Origin of the sequence: Salipiger sp. PrR002, assembly GCF_010500775.1 — a bacterium.
Classification (GTDB): Bacteria; Pseudomonadota; Alphaproteobacteria; order Rhodobacterales; family Rhodobacteraceae; genus Salipiger.
The window spans coordinates 196510-209793 of the sequence record NZ_JAAGOU010000006.1 but is presented as its reverse complement, the minus strand read 5'-3'; the positions used below and the strand labels follow the sequence as shown (position 1 = coordinate 209793).

The following is a 13284-nucleotide window of genomic DNA, read 5'->3' as shown; positions in this document are numbered from 1 at the left end:
GCATGCCCGATGGACCAGAGCCTCTCGACTGGCAGGGCGCGCCGCTCGACTGCACGGACTGCCGGTTTCGTGCCCGGCTGGCACCGGGGCGCTGCGGGCTGGGCTGGTCCTGCCTGCAGGACCGTTACGCCAAGCGGATCGAGCGGTTCTTTCTGCTCAACCGCGATCTGGCCGACGAATGCCTGACGCACCCTTACTTCGAGGTGCGGATGAATGCCGCAAGGGTGGCCTCGGTCTTTCGCCTGCCGCGGATGCTGTCGGACCCGGATGCGGGGGTGCGGGCCATGGCGATCCTGCGCCTGCCCAGCGTGCAGGCGGCGCGGCGGGTGCATGATCCCGACCGGCGGGTGCGCATCGCCGTGGCGCATCGGCTCGACGTGGATGCGCTGGTGGCGATGGCCGATGACGCCGACAGCTACGTGCGCAGCATCGTCGCACGCCGCGCCGCGCCGGGAATGCTGCCGGTGATGCTCGGCGATGACGATCCCGAGATCCGCCGCATCGTCGCGCGGCGCATCGGCGAGGGCTGGCTCGACCGGCTGCGGCTTGATCCCGACCCGCTGGTGCGCCGCGAGGCGGCGGCGCGCTGCCCGGCGCCCTTTGTCGGGGACGCGGACATGCGGGTACGCCACATGGTCGCCGAGAATGGCACCACCGCCGAGGCCGAGGCGCTGCTCGACGATCCAGAGGAAATCATCCGCGAGACCGCCCGCGCGCGGCTCGCTCAGCTGAAGGAGAATGCCTGATGTCTACCGATGACCGCGAGATCGAGGTCTACCGCGACCCGGCCTTCGAGCCGGGCGACAAGGTGATCTCGAAAAAGAACGTCAAGAACGATGGCACCATGGCCGGGGTCGAGATCGGCGAGACCGTGGTGCGCAAGGGCGACGAGGGCTACGTGCGCGACATCGGCGTGTTCCTCCAGCAGTTCTATATCTACGCGGTCGATTTCGTCGGGCGCGGCAGCATCGTCGGGATGCGCGAGCGTGAGCTTATTGCGGCCGACCCGGACGCGTCGCGCCGGGTGGACGACCCAAGCGCGCTGCAATCCCACATCGTCACACGCACCAGCAGGGAGGCGGCAGAATGAAGGTCATCATCCGCGAAACGCCGAAGGGGCTCGAGGCCTATGTGCCCAAGAAGGACCTCGAGGAAATGGTCGTCGAGACCGAGAACGAGGGGCTCTGGGGCGGCTGGGCCCGGCTGTCGAACGGCTGGGTTTTTGCCATGCCCGCCTTTGACGAGCCGCCGCGCCTGCCGATCACCGTGGACGCGCGCCGTCTGACCACCGCCGAGGAGGAGTGAGCCATGTCGCCCTATGACCAGCTTGAACAGGCGATGATCGAGGTCGCCGCCGGACGCCGCATCGCCTATCTCGGCCCCGAGGTCTCGGCGCTCTCGGGCGGCAGCGCGCCAAGCTCTCCGGCTGCGCTCTGCGCGCAGATCGAGGCGCAGGTGCGCGCACCGCGCCGGGCGCAGGGCAACCTGTGGTCGGTGGCGCAATATGTCGAGAGCCGCAAGTTCCGCGCCACGCTCGACAAGCTGGTGCAGGACGCCTTTGCCGGGGATACCCCCGGCCCCAACCCGGTGCACGACTGGCTGGCGCGGGTGCGCCCCTCGATGGTGGTGGACACGTGGTATGACGACGGGCTGCTGCGCGCCTTTGATGCCGCAAGCCAAGGCACCGAAGATTGGGGGCTGGTGCAGGGCGTCAGCCGCAATGGCGAATGGATCGACATCTTCACCCGCGCCTATGACAACACCGGCGCCGAGGTCGAAGCCGCCGATCCCGCGTGGAAGACCTTGATCTACAAGCCGCACGGGCTGGCGCGCAAGGGCGGCTCGATGCTGATCTCCGACAGCGATTACGTCGAGGTGCTGACCGAGATCGACATCCAGCGCCCGATCCCCGAGGAGGTGCAGCGCCGCCGCACCGGCACGCCGTTCCTGTTCCTCGGCTGCCGCTTCGACGATCAGATGCTGCGCATCTTCGCCCGGCAGATCGCCAAGCGCTCGGGGCAGGGGCATGTGATCGTCACCCCCGGCCCGCTGACCCGCATGGAGGCGCGCTTTGTCGAGGAGATGGGTGCCACATGGCTCGATCTGCCCGCCGAAGCGGTGGCCGAGGCGCTGTCGGTGCCCGAGGGCTGAACAGCGCCCGACCTTTGCTCAGTTTAGCGCAATTTTGCTTGCCTTGACCCGGGGTTGAGGCCCCGAGGCTCCGAGGCTCGAAACGCTTGCCAGTGTGAGACCGCACTGCTGCAGCAAGGGGTCTCAAGAGCCGCCGAGTAGCAACACCAGAAGCAGCAGCGCCAGCCCGGTGCTGGCAAGCGCCCAGCCCCGCCAGAAGGTGACCGATCCCCGCTGCAGCAATGGCACGAACTCGGGTCTTCCGGCCCCATGGCCCTTGGCCAGAGACTGTAGTTCGGCAAGAAACTCCGACATGGCCTGAGGCCGCCCCTTGGGGGCGACAGACAGGACACGCGCCAGAATGGCTTGCGCGCCTTCGGGCAGGTCGGGCCGCTTGTCCGAGATCTGCGGCAGGGCCCAGTCCTCGGCGCGCGTCGGCAGCTTGCCGCGTGTCTCGAGATCGACCGGAACGTCGCCTGCCAGCATCTCCCATGCGATCACCCCCAATGCATAGAGATCGGACCTCGGCGAGGCCGCCTGTCCGAGCAGCACTTCGGGGGCAATATAGTTGAGCGAGCCTTCGGGCATGTCCTCGACGCCGCCGCGGGCAAGCTCGCGAAATCCCGAGACCTGTACCGATCCAAAGTCGATGATCCTTGCGCGCCCATCAGCACCGAGGATGACGTTCTCGGGTTTCAGATCGCGATGCACCATGCCCATGCGATGGAAGGCGCGCAGCGCGGAGGCGAGCGATCCGAGCAGCGGCAGGATCATGGCGACGCTTGGCGTGGGGTGCTGCACCATCCACTGGCGCAGGGTCTGACCTTCCACATGCTCTGCGACATAGTAGAGGAACCGGCTGTCCTCATGCGGGCGGATCTTCATCACCTGCGGATTGTCGATCCGAGGACCCACCCATTGCTCGAGGGTGAAACCGTCGAGGTACTGCAAGGTGTCCTCAAGCCCCTTCGAAGGTGCCTTGAGCACAAAGCGCCCATCCTCACCCGCGCGGCGCACGAGGTAGACATTGCTGCGGGTCGAGGCATGCAGAACCTCGATCACCTCCCAGCCGTCGATGCGGTTGCCCGGCGCCAGCCGCGGCGGGATGACCTGAGCGGTCAGGCGGCTGTGTGCCTCGGTCAAGCTCTCGGACGGCAGGTCCAACACCCGGAGCATCATGCAACTGACGTTATCGTCGCTTCCCGCGTCCAGCGCCGCCTGACAGAGCCCGCGCGCTGCGGCTTCGAGATCCCCCTGTGTCTCGAGCGGGCTTGCGGCCAGCAGCTCGGCCATACGCGCCTCGCTCAGCACTGCATGCAGGCCGTCGCTGGTCAGCAGGTAGAGATCGCCCGCCTGCATCTGCTCCGAGAGGTAGTCGACGCGGATATCGGTCTCGATCCCCAGCGCACGGGTCAGCGCCTCGTGCTCGCCCATGAAACGGGCCGAATGGTCCTCGGTCAGACATCGCAGCCGCCCCGAGCGCAGGCGCAGCGCCCGGGTATCGCCGATATGAACCACATGCAGGGTCTGCGAGCGGGCGATCACCGCGGTAAAGGTGGTGACCTGCCCCTCGGCCTCGGGCGAGCCGCTGCGGTTCTGCGCGTGGAACCACGTGTTGAGCGCGGTCAGCAAACGCCCGGCGCAGTCGCGCACCGGCCAGCTTTCCGGTGCCGAGTAGTAGTCTCGCGCGAACTGGATCACCGAGATCTGCGCCGCCTTGTCCGAGTTGCGCCCGGTCGAGATACCATCTGCGATGCAGGCGACCGCGCCCTTGGTGTGAAGCTCCCACGCGCTTTCGGGGATCCTGCCGGAGATGGCGTCGTCATTCCTTGGCTTGACCCCGGCGCTGCTCCATCCGCCGAGCACGGCCTTCATTGCCCGCTTCGGGAAAAGATTTGCGGGTTCGTCCATACGCGCACCAGTGTTCGTGGGCTCAGGCCTTGAGCCCCACGTTGATCATGGTGACGGTGCCGTCCTCGTCAACCTCGGCGATCTCGCCCGAGGGTTCCTCGAGGAAGAGCAGCGCGACGAACCCAAGTACCGCGGTCCCCGCGATGACGAAGAAGAAGGTCGAGGCATCGACCACCGAGTAGACGATCAGGTAGATCACCGCGCCTACATTGCCGTAGGCGCCGGTCATCCCGGCGATCTGCCCGGTGAGCGAGCGCTTGATCAGCGGCACGACGGCAAAGACCGCGCCTTCACCCGCCTGCACGAAGAACGAGCAGGCCATGGCCACCACCACCGCCAGCCAGACCGGCCAGGCAGAGCCGATGATCCCCATTGCGGCATAGCCGACCGCAAGACCCGCGGTGAGGATCAGCAGCGTCGGCTTGCGCCCGAAGCGGTCGGAGATCCAGCCGCCGCCGGGCCGCGACATCAGGTTCATGAAGGCATAGGCCGAGGCCACCATGCCCGCCACCACCGGCGACAGCCCGAATGTGTCGGCAAAGAACAGCGGCAGCATGGACACCACCGCAAGCTCCGATCCGAAGGTGGCGAAATAGAGGATGTTGAGGATTGCCACCTGCTTGAAGCTATAGCGCTGGAAGGCAGGCACTTCCTCGGTCAGCACGCGGCGGTTGGCGCGCACCGCCAGCATGGAATCGTAGGCGTAGAGCAGCAGCAGCCCCAACCAGACGATATACATGGTGGCCGTGGTGAAGATCGCCACGTTGCGCAGGCGCCAGGCCAGCGCGCCGAGCGCGATGTAGAGCGGCACCTTCATCACCAGTAGGAACAGAAGATCACCCTTCGAGGTAACCTCCATCGCGGTGGCGTTCTTGGGACGGAAGTATTTTGAGCCCTTCGGCACGTCCTGCACCGAGGCGTAATAGATGAAGCCGTAGATCAGCGACATCAGCCCGGTGAGGGCGATCGCCCACCGCCAGCCATTCTCGCCGCCAAACCAGAGCGCGATGGTCGGCAGGGTGAAGGCCGCCGCCGCCGAGCCAAAGTTGCCCCAGCCGCCGTAAATGCCCTCGGCGGTGCCAAGCTCTTCCGCGGGGAACCATTCCGAGACCATGCGGATGCCGATGACGAAGCCCGCCCCGATGAAGCCGAGCGCGAAGCGTGCCAGCGCCAACTGGGTGAAATTGTCGGCCACGGCAAAGACGAAACATGGGATCGAACAGGCGATGAGCAGCCCCGAGTAGACCCGCCGCGGTCCATAGAGGTCTGTCAGCATGCCGATCACGATGCGCGCCGGGATGGTCAGCGCCACGTTCAGCACCAGCAGCGTCGTCACCTGCGCCTGGTCGAGGCCGAGGCTGGTGCGGATCGCCTGCAGCATTGGTGCAAGGTTGAACCACACCACGAAGGTGAGAAAGAAGGCGAACCACGTCAGGTGCAGGATACGCATCTTGCCGGTGAAGGAGAGGAGGTTGAACGTCTCGCTGGTCATCATGGGCTCCCGCTGATGGCGCGCTTCGAGTGTGCGCTGCGCTGGCGTAGCAGCGAAGCTCCCTGATTGTGCAGGTGCAGAATGCGCCGGGAATTCCCGATCAGACCGCAGGCACCGTCTATAGAATAGTCGCATCAAGTGCACCCTCGGAGTGCGGGCTGCGGCGTCCCGAGTCTCTGAACCAGCGAGGCCCTGAAACGTCGCTCTGGGGACCAAGGAGATAGGGGCGCATGAGCACGCCCACAGGGCTTTATGAATGATTTGGGGGAAGGAACGTCGGACCGAGCAACGCTTTGCTCTCGCTGCCTTGGGGGCCGCCCGCCGTCGGAACCTTCGAGATAAAAGAGCGCCCCGCGGGTCTGGTGGCACGCGGCGGCAGGGAACGGCTTGCCTGCCTGTCGCGTTGACCGACCAAATGAAAGGCGTTTGACATGAGTAAGTTTCTTATCGGCAGCGCTTTGGCGCTGGCCCTATCCTCGACATCCCTCTCAGCCGCTCCAGTGCATGGCGTTCGCGATAGTGTGGGTCCGGCCGGGGCCGAGAAGCTCTGGCTTGCCAAGGGCAACAACGGCAACGGCAACAAGGGCAACAGCGGCAATGGAAAGAAGCTGATCAAGAAGGGCCATGGCAACAGCGGCAAGGGCACTCCCGGCAAGGGCAACGCGCAGTCCAGCAATGGCTCGGCCAAGCCGGGCAAAGGAAACGCTCAGGCCGGAAATGCTCAGGCCGGAAACGGCAAACCTGAACACGCTGTCGGGCCCAAGGCAGGGGCGAAAGGCAACGGTGCAAAACAGGCGTCAAACGGCAACGGCAAAGGTGCGGATGGCCGCAGGGTCTTCACCCAGTCAGAGCGTGAAGAGGGGGTGAGCCGCCTTATCTCGACACCGGCACCTGCCGGACGTGACATGACCCGCATCCTTGGGGCGACGGCGCTGGCTTTGGCGACGCCGCAATTGCTTGTGTCCGACATCCCCGAAGACGAGCTTATCACCTACAGCAATTGCCCCCCGGGCCTTGCCAAAAAGGATCCCCCCTGCGTGCCGCCCGGTCTGGCCAAGGATGGCGTGAGCTACCAAGACTGGGCGTCCTATGACCGCGAAAGATATGACGATCTCTGGATCGAGCGCCGGAACGACTGGCTCGACTCCGACATCAATGTCGATCCCGATCCCGAGTATCTGCTGCTGCAGTCGGATCAAATCGCGACGCTGTTTGACCTCGACCCCGCGCCTCAGGGCAAGCGCTATGCGCTGATCGACGGCATGCCCGTTCTTCTCGATCACGACGACTACAAGTCGCTGCTTCTGGTGAACCAACTGGCACAGGTCAGAGACCTGTCGGATGGCCCGAGGATCGCGCCGACGGCTGCCCTGACGCAGGATGAATTGATCGACCTGTACCGCCTGCCGCGGCTTGATGCGGGCAGGAATTATTCGGTGCTGAATGGTCAGATCGTCGAGCTGGAGGATTCCGAATACGAGCTTCTGCAAATGCTCCGGATTGCGCGGGCCATCCTGTAAGGTTTCAGCTTATCAGGCCGCGCCGCCGATCGTTGCTGACCTGATTTGGGAACATGAGGGAACTGTGGGAACACGAGGGGAAGAGCCGATGTGATGCTCTCCCTCGGGGCCAATCCTGCCCGTCAGAGACCCATGTCGCGACAACCTATGAGCGCTTCGATGCGGGACTTTTACAAGCAAGAGATGCAGAAGGAAAGTTTTGTCCGCTCAGGTGCATAGGCGTATAGTGGCGCCACTACCGCCGTCGCGCGGTTGATGCCCGGGCGGCGATAGCGTGAACCTGAGGAGGAGGACGCTACCATGACTTGCCCGAAACTTTACGCGACCGCAGGAGCCTTCATCCTGCTTGCGTCTTCGGCGCTCGGCCAGACGACCGAGGAGACCGCGGAAAGCCTGATGGACCGGCTCGATGGCGTTGCGCCGCCGGCGGTGCTCCAGAACTCGACGCTGCTGAGCCCGACAGAAAGCGGTGAGATGCAGGTGCTTCGCGAAGGCACCAATGGATGGACCTGCATGTATCCCGGCACCAACCCGATGTGCGCAGACGGAGGGGCGATGAGTTTCCTCCAGTCTTGGATGAAGAATGAAGACCCGCCCGACACGCTTGGGTTCGTCTACATGTTGCTGGGCGACGAGGGCGCAAGCAACACCGACCCCTATGCCGAAGGCGAGACGGCAGACAACAACTGGGTCGTCACCGGCCCTCATGTCATGCTGCTCGGCTCGGGTGCTCAGCCGCTCTTGGAGAGCTACCCGACGGACGTTCCAAAGGACGCAGGTCAGCCTTGGGTCATGTGGCCGGGCACGCCCTACGCCCACCTGATGCTGCCAACGCACTGACGTCCGGCGCTTGCCCGATTTCTCCTTGAAGGCAGCGAAATTGCCGTGGCTGCCCCGCGTGCCTTGGGCGCCGCCTTTCTTCTGGCGCCCCAAGATGGTACCCACTCGGGTCTCCGTCCGGGAAAATATGCTGGGGTTCGATATCTTGTCTCGGCTGGCCGGGCGGAGGGCGCGCCTGCGCGGCGAAAAGGGCGTGGCTCCGGCGCGCGGCGCGACAATTCGGCTATGGTGCAACAATTTGTTGCACCAGCCCCGAAAACGAGGGCAAAAGGCCCCCCAAATGAGCGGAAACAGGTTTGCGACTGATGACGGCAAAGTCAGAAAAACAATGGGTATCGGACCTTCACAGGGCCGCGCGGTTGAGCGTGGCACCCATGATGGACTGGACCGACCGGCACTGCCGGTACCTGCACCGCATCCTGTCGCGCGAAAGCCTGCTTTATACCGAGATGGTCACGTCGCCCGCGCTGGTGCGTGGCGGGGCGTTGCATCTGCTCACCTATGATCCGTCGGAGCATCCTGTGGCGCTGCAGCTTGGCGGCTCGGACCCCGAAGAGCTTGCGCAGGCGGCCAAGCTGGGCGCCGAGGCGGGCTATGACGAGATCAACCTCAACTGCGGCTGCCCCTCGGACCGGGTGCAGTCGGGCACCTTTGGCGCGGTGCTGATGAAACACCCGCAGCTGGTCGCCGACTGTGTCGCGGCCATGCGCGAGGCGGTGGACGTCGAGGTGACGGTGAAATGTCGCATCGGTGTCGACGAGCAGGAGCCGCGCGAGGTGCTGCCCGAGTTTCTCGAAAAGATCGCGGCAGCGGGCTGCGCGCGGGTGACCATTCACGCGCGCAAGGCGTGGCTGCAAGGGCTCAGCCCCAAGGAGAACCGCGATATCCCGCCGCTCGATTACGAGTTGGTGCATGAGATGAAGGCGGCCTTCCCGCAGCTCCATGTCTCGATCAACGGCGGGGTGCAGAGCCTCGAGGAGGCCGAGGCGCATCTGGCGCGCGGCCTCGATGGGGTGATGATTGGCCGGACGGCCTATCACCAGCCGTGGGACCTGCTGGCCGAGGCGGATGCGCGCATCTATGGCCGGGATGTGGAGACGGTATCGCCGGATGCGGCGGTGGCCGCCATGCTGCCCTATATCGAGCGCCATATCGCGTCGGGCGGGAAGCTGCACCAGATCACACGGCACATGCTGGGGCTCTACGCGGGGCGTCCCGGCGCGCGCAAATGGCGGCAGGTGTTGTCCGAAAAGTCGACGCGCGAGGGCGCTGGCCTTGAGGTGATCCAAGAGGCGCAGGGCCGGATGCGCGACGCCGCCGCCTAAGCCTCGCCGCTGCGGCGTCCGGCGCGGCCGCCCCGGCGCTGGCGCAGCAGCGCCTTGCGCTCGGGCAGCGCGTCCATGATGGCGCGGCGTTCCTGCGGCGTGTAGCCGCCCCAGCCCGCGATCTCGTCGAGCGTGCGCAAACAGCCGGTGCAGAGCCCGGCCGCGCGATGCACCACGCAGATATTGATGCAGGGGCTTTCTATGGGGCCATCGTCGATGGGCGCGCCGCCGGTCATCGGCTCAGGCCTCGCGCAGATGGCGCAGCCGATCCAGCGCGCCCTGCAGGATGAAGCTCGCCGCCACATGGTCGATCAGTTCGGCCCGCTTCTTGCGCGAGGTGTCGGCCTCGAGCAGCGCGCGTTCGGCGGCGACGGTCGACAGGCGCTCGTCCCAGAAGCTGATCGGCCCATCCCAGAGGTTGGACAGGTTGCGCGCGAAGGCGCGGGTCGATTGCGCACGCGGGCCTTCGGAGCCGTCCATATTGCGCGGCAGCCCGAGGATGATGCCGCCGACCTCGCGATCCCGGACGATCTTTAGCAGCGCCTCGGCGTCGAGGGTGAATTTCTTGCGCTTGATCGTCTCCACCGGGGTGGCGACCGACAGCAGCCGGTCCGAGAGCGCGACGCCGATGGTCTTGGTGCCCAGGTCGAGCCCGGCAATGGCCCGCATCGGCGGCAGGGCGGCGGCGAAATCGGCGATGTCTTCGTGGATCATCTCGGGGCGTCCTGTGGTGGTTTCGCGCTGTTTAGGCCAGCGCGGGCGGTGAGGGAAGGGAGGGGCGCTGCCCCTCTTGGCCTGTCGGCCAATTCACCCCGGCGTGTTTGGAAAGAGAAGAAGGGCGCAGCGACGAATGGACCGCCGGGCCGTCAGTCGGTGAGACCGGCGCGGGCCGCGCCTTGGCGCACCGTGGCGAGCGCCTCCGGGCGGGTGGCGAAGACCTGCTTCGCTTCGTCCCAGATGGATTTCGCGCGGTCGGTCTGGCCGAGCACACCGAGCGCGGTGAGCAGGCGGGCCCATTCCTCGGGGCTGCCGCCCTGATCGGCCAGACGCTGCGAGAGATTGTCGACCATCCCCTCGATCATCGCCTGACGGTCGCCGTCGGACATCTCGGAGGCCGCCTGCATGTCTTCTGTAGTCGGGCCCGGAAGCGCACCAGGAAGATCTGCGCTGGCCATCTGCGGCAGGGTGTAGTCGTTGATCCCGGCGCGCTGCGCCATCTGCGGCATCTGCTCGGCGATGGCGGGCACCCAAGGCGAGCCGGCGTCGCTGTCGCGCAGCAGATTGTCCCAGATGCGGAAGGCGCTGTCGGGGCGGCCGGTCTGGGCCATCATCAGCCCGCCGTAGTAGCGCGCCACGCCGTTTTCGGGATCGCGCTGCATGACCTGATCGAGGACTTTTTCGGCCTCGGGCGAGACGTAGCCACCTGCGGCCAGAACCATCATATCCGCCAGATCGGCATAGTCTTCGGCACCGGCAGCATCGGCCTTGAGGTCGATCACCCGGCGCTGCGCCGCATAGGCGGCGGCGTAATTGCCAAGCGCCGCCTCGGAGCGGGCGAGCAGCATCTGGCCCTGCAGATCGTCCGGGCGCTCTTCAACCGCGCCGCGCAGGCGGGTGACGAGTTGGGCATATTCCGCGGGCGCGTCGCTGGGTGGGCTGGCGGGCAGGGCGGCTTCGGCCTCCTGTTGCGAGGGGCGGGTCTCGCGCATCTCCTGCGCCGCGGCGATACGGCCGCGCAGCGTCAGATCGCCATAACCGGGCGCGCCGAGCGTCAGATAGAGCGCATAGCTGCCTCCGATCAGCGCGAGCAGCAGCAGCGCGGCACTCACCCGGCGCGGCCCGCGTGCGCCGCCGCTGGCGGGCGTGGCATCGGCCTGATGGGCGCGGCTGTCGGCGGCGAGAATGCGGCGCGACACTTCGGTGCGCAGCCGCTCGGCCTCGGCCTCGCCGACGGTGCCCCGGGCGCGGTCGCGGTCGATCTCGGAAAGCTGGTCGCGGTAGACCTGCAGGTCGGAGGCCTCGGCCCCGGTGATCTCGCGGCGCGCGCGCAGCAGGGCCACCACCATCGGGGCGGCCACGGCAAGCACCGCAAGGCCGGTCACGATCCAGAAAATCATCATCCCAAGCTCTCCTTCTGCCCTCCATGTATATGCCCGCGCGCCGGGAAAAAAGGGCAAAGCCCTGCTGCTCTTTGCCGCGTGTTCACCGCACGGCAAGACAGGCGGTTGCACCGCGCGCCGCCGCGTGCAGGAATTGCACCAGCACGTGTTTTTTTCACAAAGCGGATTCGAGACCCATGAAACGCTATTCGGTATTTGCCATCGCCCGTGAGGCCGCCCGCTACCACACCGGCTGGGCCCGCGCCTGGCGCAAGCCCGATCCGAAGCGCCGCTACAGCGTGGTGATCATCGGGGCGGGCGGGCATGGTCTGGCCACCGCCTACTACCTCGGCAAGAATTTCGGCATCACCGATGTGGCGATCCTCGAGAAGGGCTGGCTTGGCGGCGGCAACACCGGGCGCAACACCACGATCATCCGCTCGAACTACCTGCAGGACCCTTCGGCGGCGATCTATGAGAAGGCCCGCTCGCTGTATGAGGGGCTCAGTCAGGACCTCAATTACAACGTGATGTTCAGCCCACGCGGCGTGATGATGCTGGCGCAGACCGAGCACGAGTTGCGCGGCTATCAGCGCACCGTGCACGCCAACCGGCTGCAGAACATCGAGACCGAGATGATCGGCCCGCGCGAGGTGAAGCGCCTGTGCCCGATCATGAACATCGACGGGCCGCGCTATCCGGTGCTGGGCGCGCTCTGGCAGGCGCGCGGCGGCACCGCCCGCCACGATGCGGTGGCCTGGGGCTATGCGCGGGCCTGCTCGGACATGGGCATGGACATCGTGCAGAACTGCGAAGTGACCGGCATCCGCTCGGAGGGCGGCAAGGTGCAGGGCGTCAGCACAACCCGCGGCGAGATCGACTGCGACAAACTTGGCATCGTGGTGGCGGGCCATTCCGGCGTGCTGGCCGACAAGGCGGGCTTCCGGTTGCCGATCGAGTCGGTGGCGCTGCAGGCGCTGGTCTCCGAGCCGATCAAACCCTGCATGGATGTGGTGGTCATGGCCAACACGGTGCATGGCTATATGAGCCAGTCGGACAAGGGCGAGATGGTCATCGGCGGCGGCACCGACGGTTTCGTCAACTATACCCAGCGCGGCAGCTTCCAGCACATCGAGGAAACCGTGCGGGCGCTCACCGAGACCTTCCCGATGATCAGCCGTCTCAAGATGCTGCGGCAATGGGGCGGGATCGTCGATGTGACCGGCGACCGCTCGCCGATCCTGTCGAAGACACCGCTGGAGAATTGCTTCCTCAATTGCGGCTGGGGCACCGGCGGCTTCAAGGCGATCCCCGGCTCGGGCTGGGGCTTTGCCGAACTGATGGCCAAAGGGCACTCATCGCTCACCGCCGAGTTCGGGCTGGACCGGTTCCGCGAAGGCCGGTTCATCGACGAAAGCGTGGCGGCGGGGGTGGCCCATTGAGCGCCGCCACGACCCGCTTTGGAGGCGCTGCTGCCCGCGCCTCAGCGGCCGAGCGCGCTGCGCGGCAGGGTGACGGGCAGGGGCGCGGCCAGCCCCATCAGCCCGGTCTGCGCGCCTTGGCCCGCGTTGCAGGGCGGGTGCCAGCTGTCGATGAACTCGCGGGCGATCATCTGCCGGTCCTCGGGGCGCGACAGCGCCACGGCACCCACCGTGTCGAACCCCATTTCGGCGGCGCGGGACCACGGACCGTTCTCGCGCCTGTCGGCTTCGAGCTGCGCGCCAAGCGCCTCGGCGTCGCCCACATAGAGGATCTGCGCCTGCACGGCGCGCCCCTCGGGCAGGCGCATCAACAGATACACCGCACCTTCGTCGGCGAAGGCGGTGTCGGCGGTGAAAAGCTCGACCGGGTAGCGGCGACCGCGATGGCTGGTCAGGGTCAGTGTCAGAAGTCTGCTCATGGGGCCTCCTTGCGTGGCTTCTTGTCTTCCGGTTCGGGCCGGCGTTTCCTCACGGTAGGTCGGGGAG

At 66.2% G+C, this 13284-nt stretch carries 14 protein-coding genes; 8 read left to right on the top strand and 6 right to left on the bottom strand.

What is annotated here, in order from left to right; translation table 11 throughout:
* Positions 1-2: 2 nt before the first annotated feature.
* Genes G0A00_RS08750 through G0A00_RS08735 form a run of 4 tightly spaced genes read left to right on the top strand, consistent with a single transcriptional unit; the run spans position 3 to position 2151 of the window.
* Positions 3-746, top strand: coding sequence for a 4Fe4S-binding leucine-rich repeat protein (locus G0A00_RS08750; protein ID WP_164179794.1), 744 nt, complete (start codon positions 3-5; stop codon positions 744-746).
* Positions 746-1090 (top strand): nitrogen fixation protein NifZ, encoded by a 345-nt coding sequence (locus G0A00_RS08745; RefSeq protein ID WP_066099615.1) that lies wholly within the window; start codon positions 746-748, stop codon positions 1088-1090. The genes G0A00_RS08750 and G0A00_RS08745 overlap by 1 nt, the downstream gene beginning before the upstream one ends.
* Positions 1087-1305, top strand: coding sequence for a putative nitrogen fixation protein NifT (gene nifT, locus G0A00_RS08740; RefSeq protein ID WP_066099617.1), 219 nt, complete (start codon positions 1087-1089; stop codon positions 1303-1305). Before G0A00_RS08745 ends, nifT begins: the two co-directional genes overlap by 4 nt.
* Before the next feature lie 3 nt (positions 1306-1308).
* On the top strand, positions 1309-2151 hold the full coding sequence (locus G0A00_RS08735) for an SIR2 family protein (RefSeq protein WP_235952939.1): 843 nt from the start codon (positions 1309-1311) through the stop codon (positions 2149-2151).
* A gap of 123 nt (positions 2152-2274) precedes the next feature.
* Here the strand turns inward: G0A00_RS08735 and G0A00_RS08730 are convergent, their stop codons facing one another.
* Both G0A00_RS08730 and G0A00_RS08725 read right to left on the bottom strand, forming a co-directional pair.
* Positions 2275-4005, bottom strand: a complete 1731-nt coding sequence (locus G0A00_RS08730; protein WP_164179792.1) for a bifunctional protein-serine/threonine kinase/phosphatase — start codon at positions 4003-4005, stop codon at positions 2275-2277.
* A gap of 58 nt (positions 4006-4063) precedes the next feature.
* Positions 4064-5533: a NarK family nitrate/nitrite MFS transporter gene (locus tag G0A00_RS08725; protein WP_203595319.1), complete on the bottom strand. Its 1470-nt coding sequence runs from the start codon at positions 5531-5533 to the stop codon at positions 4064-4066.
* 431 nt (positions 5534-5964) lie between these two features.
* Here G0A00_RS08725 and G0A00_RS08720 point away from each other — a divergent pair, with 431 nt between their 5' ends.
* The 3 genes from G0A00_RS08720 (at position 5965) to dusA (ending at position 9218) form a co-directional block, all read left to right on the top strand.
* Positions 5965-7053, top strand: a complete 1089-nt coding sequence (locus tag G0A00_RS08720) for a hypothetical protein (RefSeq protein ID WP_164179788.1) — start codon at positions 5965-5967, stop codon at positions 7051-7053.
* Positions 7054-7353: 300 nt separating this feature from the next.
* Positions 7354-7893: a hypothetical protein gene (locus tag G0A00_RS08715; RefSeq protein ID WP_164179786.1), complete on the top strand. Its 540-nt coding sequence runs from the start codon at positions 7354-7356 to the stop codon at positions 7891-7893.
* A gap of 305 nt (positions 7894-8198) precedes the next feature.
* Positions 8199-9218, top strand: coding sequence for a tRNA dihydrouridine(20/20a) synthase DusA (gene dusA, locus G0A00_RS08710; RefSeq protein ID WP_164179784.1), 1020 nt, complete (start codon positions 8199-8201; stop codon positions 9216-9218).
* On the opposite strand, the gene G0A00_RS08705 is transcribed toward dusA, so the two are convergent.
* The 3 genes from G0A00_RS08705 to ccmI form a co-directional block, all read right to left on the bottom strand.
* Positions 9215-9454: a DUF1289 domain-containing protein gene (locus G0A00_RS08705; protein WP_164179782.1), complete on the bottom strand. Its 240-nt coding sequence runs from the start codon at positions 9452-9454 to the stop codon at positions 9215-9217. The two genes, dusA and G0A00_RS08705, sit on opposite strands and share 4 nt — an antisense overlap.
* Before the next feature lie 4 nt (positions 9455-9458).
* Positions 9459-9932, bottom strand: coding sequence for a Holliday junction resolvase RuvX (ruvX, locus tag G0A00_RS08700; RefSeq protein ID WP_164179780.1), 474 nt, complete (start codon positions 9930-9932; stop codon positions 9459-9461).
* A 152-nt stretch (positions 9933-10084) separates the two neighbouring features.
* Positions 10085-11338 carry a c-type cytochrome biogenesis protein CcmI gene (gene ccmI, locus G0A00_RS08695; protein WP_164179778.1) on the bottom strand — a complete coding sequence of 418 codons (1254 nt, stop codon included), beginning with the start codon at positions 11336-11338 and terminating at the stop codon, positions 10085-10087.
* Between the two features lie 176 nt (positions 11339-11514).
* Here ccmI and G0A00_RS08690 point away from each other — a divergent pair, with 176 nt between their 5' ends.
* Positions 11515-12759 (top strand): sarcosine oxidase subunit beta family protein, encoded by a 1245-nt coding sequence (locus tag G0A00_RS08690; protein WP_164179776.1) that lies wholly within the window; start codon positions 11515-11517, stop codon positions 12757-12759.
* Positions 12760-12800: 41 nt separating this feature from the next.
* On the opposite strand, the gene G0A00_RS08685 is transcribed toward G0A00_RS08690, so the two are convergent.
* Positions 12801-13217: a hypothetical protein gene (locus G0A00_RS08685; protein ID WP_164179774.1), complete on the bottom strand. Its 417-nt coding sequence runs from the start codon at positions 13215-13217 to the stop codon at positions 12801-12803.
* Positions 13218-13284: the final 67 nt, after the last annotated feature.

Excerpts from the sequence above, each read along its gene's own strand:
- G0A00_RS08735 (WP_235952939.1), top strand. The coding sequence starts at position 1,309 with ATGTCGCCCTATGACCAGCTTGAACAGGCGATGATCGAGGTCGCCGCC.
- nifT (WP_066099617.1), top strand. The coding sequence starts at position 1,087 with ATGAAGGTCATCATCCGCGAAACGCCGAAGGGGCTCGAGGCCTATGTG.
- dusA (WP_164179784.1), top strand. The coding sequence starts at position 8,199 with ATGACGGCAAAGTCAGAAAAACAATGGGTATCGGACCTTCACAGGGCC.
- G0A00_RS08745 (WP_066099615.1), top strand. The coding sequence starts at position 746 with ATGTCTACCGATGACCGCGAGATCGAGGTCTACCGCGACCCGGCCTTC.
- ruvX (WP_164179780.1), bottom strand. The coding sequence starts at position 9,932 with ATGATCCACGAAGACATCGCCGATTTCGCCGCCGCCCTGCCGCCGATG.
- G0A00_RS08730 (WP_164179792.1), bottom strand. The coding sequence starts at position 4,005 with ATGAAGGCCGTGCTCGGCGGATGGAGCAGCGCCGGGGTCAAGCCAAGG.
- G0A00_RS08725 (WP_203595319.1), bottom strand. The coding sequence starts at position 5,533 with ATGACCAGCGAGACGTTCAACCTCCTCTCCTTCACCGGCAAGATGCGT.
- G0A00_RS08705 (WP_164179782.1), bottom strand. The coding sequence starts at position 9,454 with ATGACCGGCGGCGCGCCCATCGACGATGGCCCCATAGAAAGCCCCTGC.
- G0A00_RS08715 (WP_164179786.1), top strand. The coding sequence starts at position 7,354 with ATGACTTGCCCGAAACTTTACGCGACCGCAGGAGCCTTCATCCTGCTT.
- G0A00_RS08720 (WP_164179788.1), top strand. The coding sequence starts at position 5,965 with ATGAGTAAGTTTCTTATCGGCAGCGCTTTGGCGCTGGCCCTATCCTCG.
- G0A00_RS08685 (WP_164179774.1), bottom strand. The coding sequence starts at position 13,217 with ATGAGCAGACTTCTGACACTGACCCTGACCAGCCATCGCGGTCGCCGC.
- G0A00_RS08750 (WP_164179794.1), top strand. The coding sequence starts at position 3 with ATGCCCGATGGACCAGAGCCTCTCGACTGGCAGGGCGCGCCGCTCGAC.
- G0A00_RS08690 (WP_164179776.1), top strand. The coding sequence starts at position 11,515 with ATGAAACGCTATTCGGTATTTGCCATCGCCCGTGAGGCCGCCCGCTAC.
- ccmI (WP_164179778.1), bottom strand. The coding sequence starts at position 11,338 with ATGATGATTTTCTGGATCGTGACCGGCCTTGCGGTGCTTGCCGTGGCC.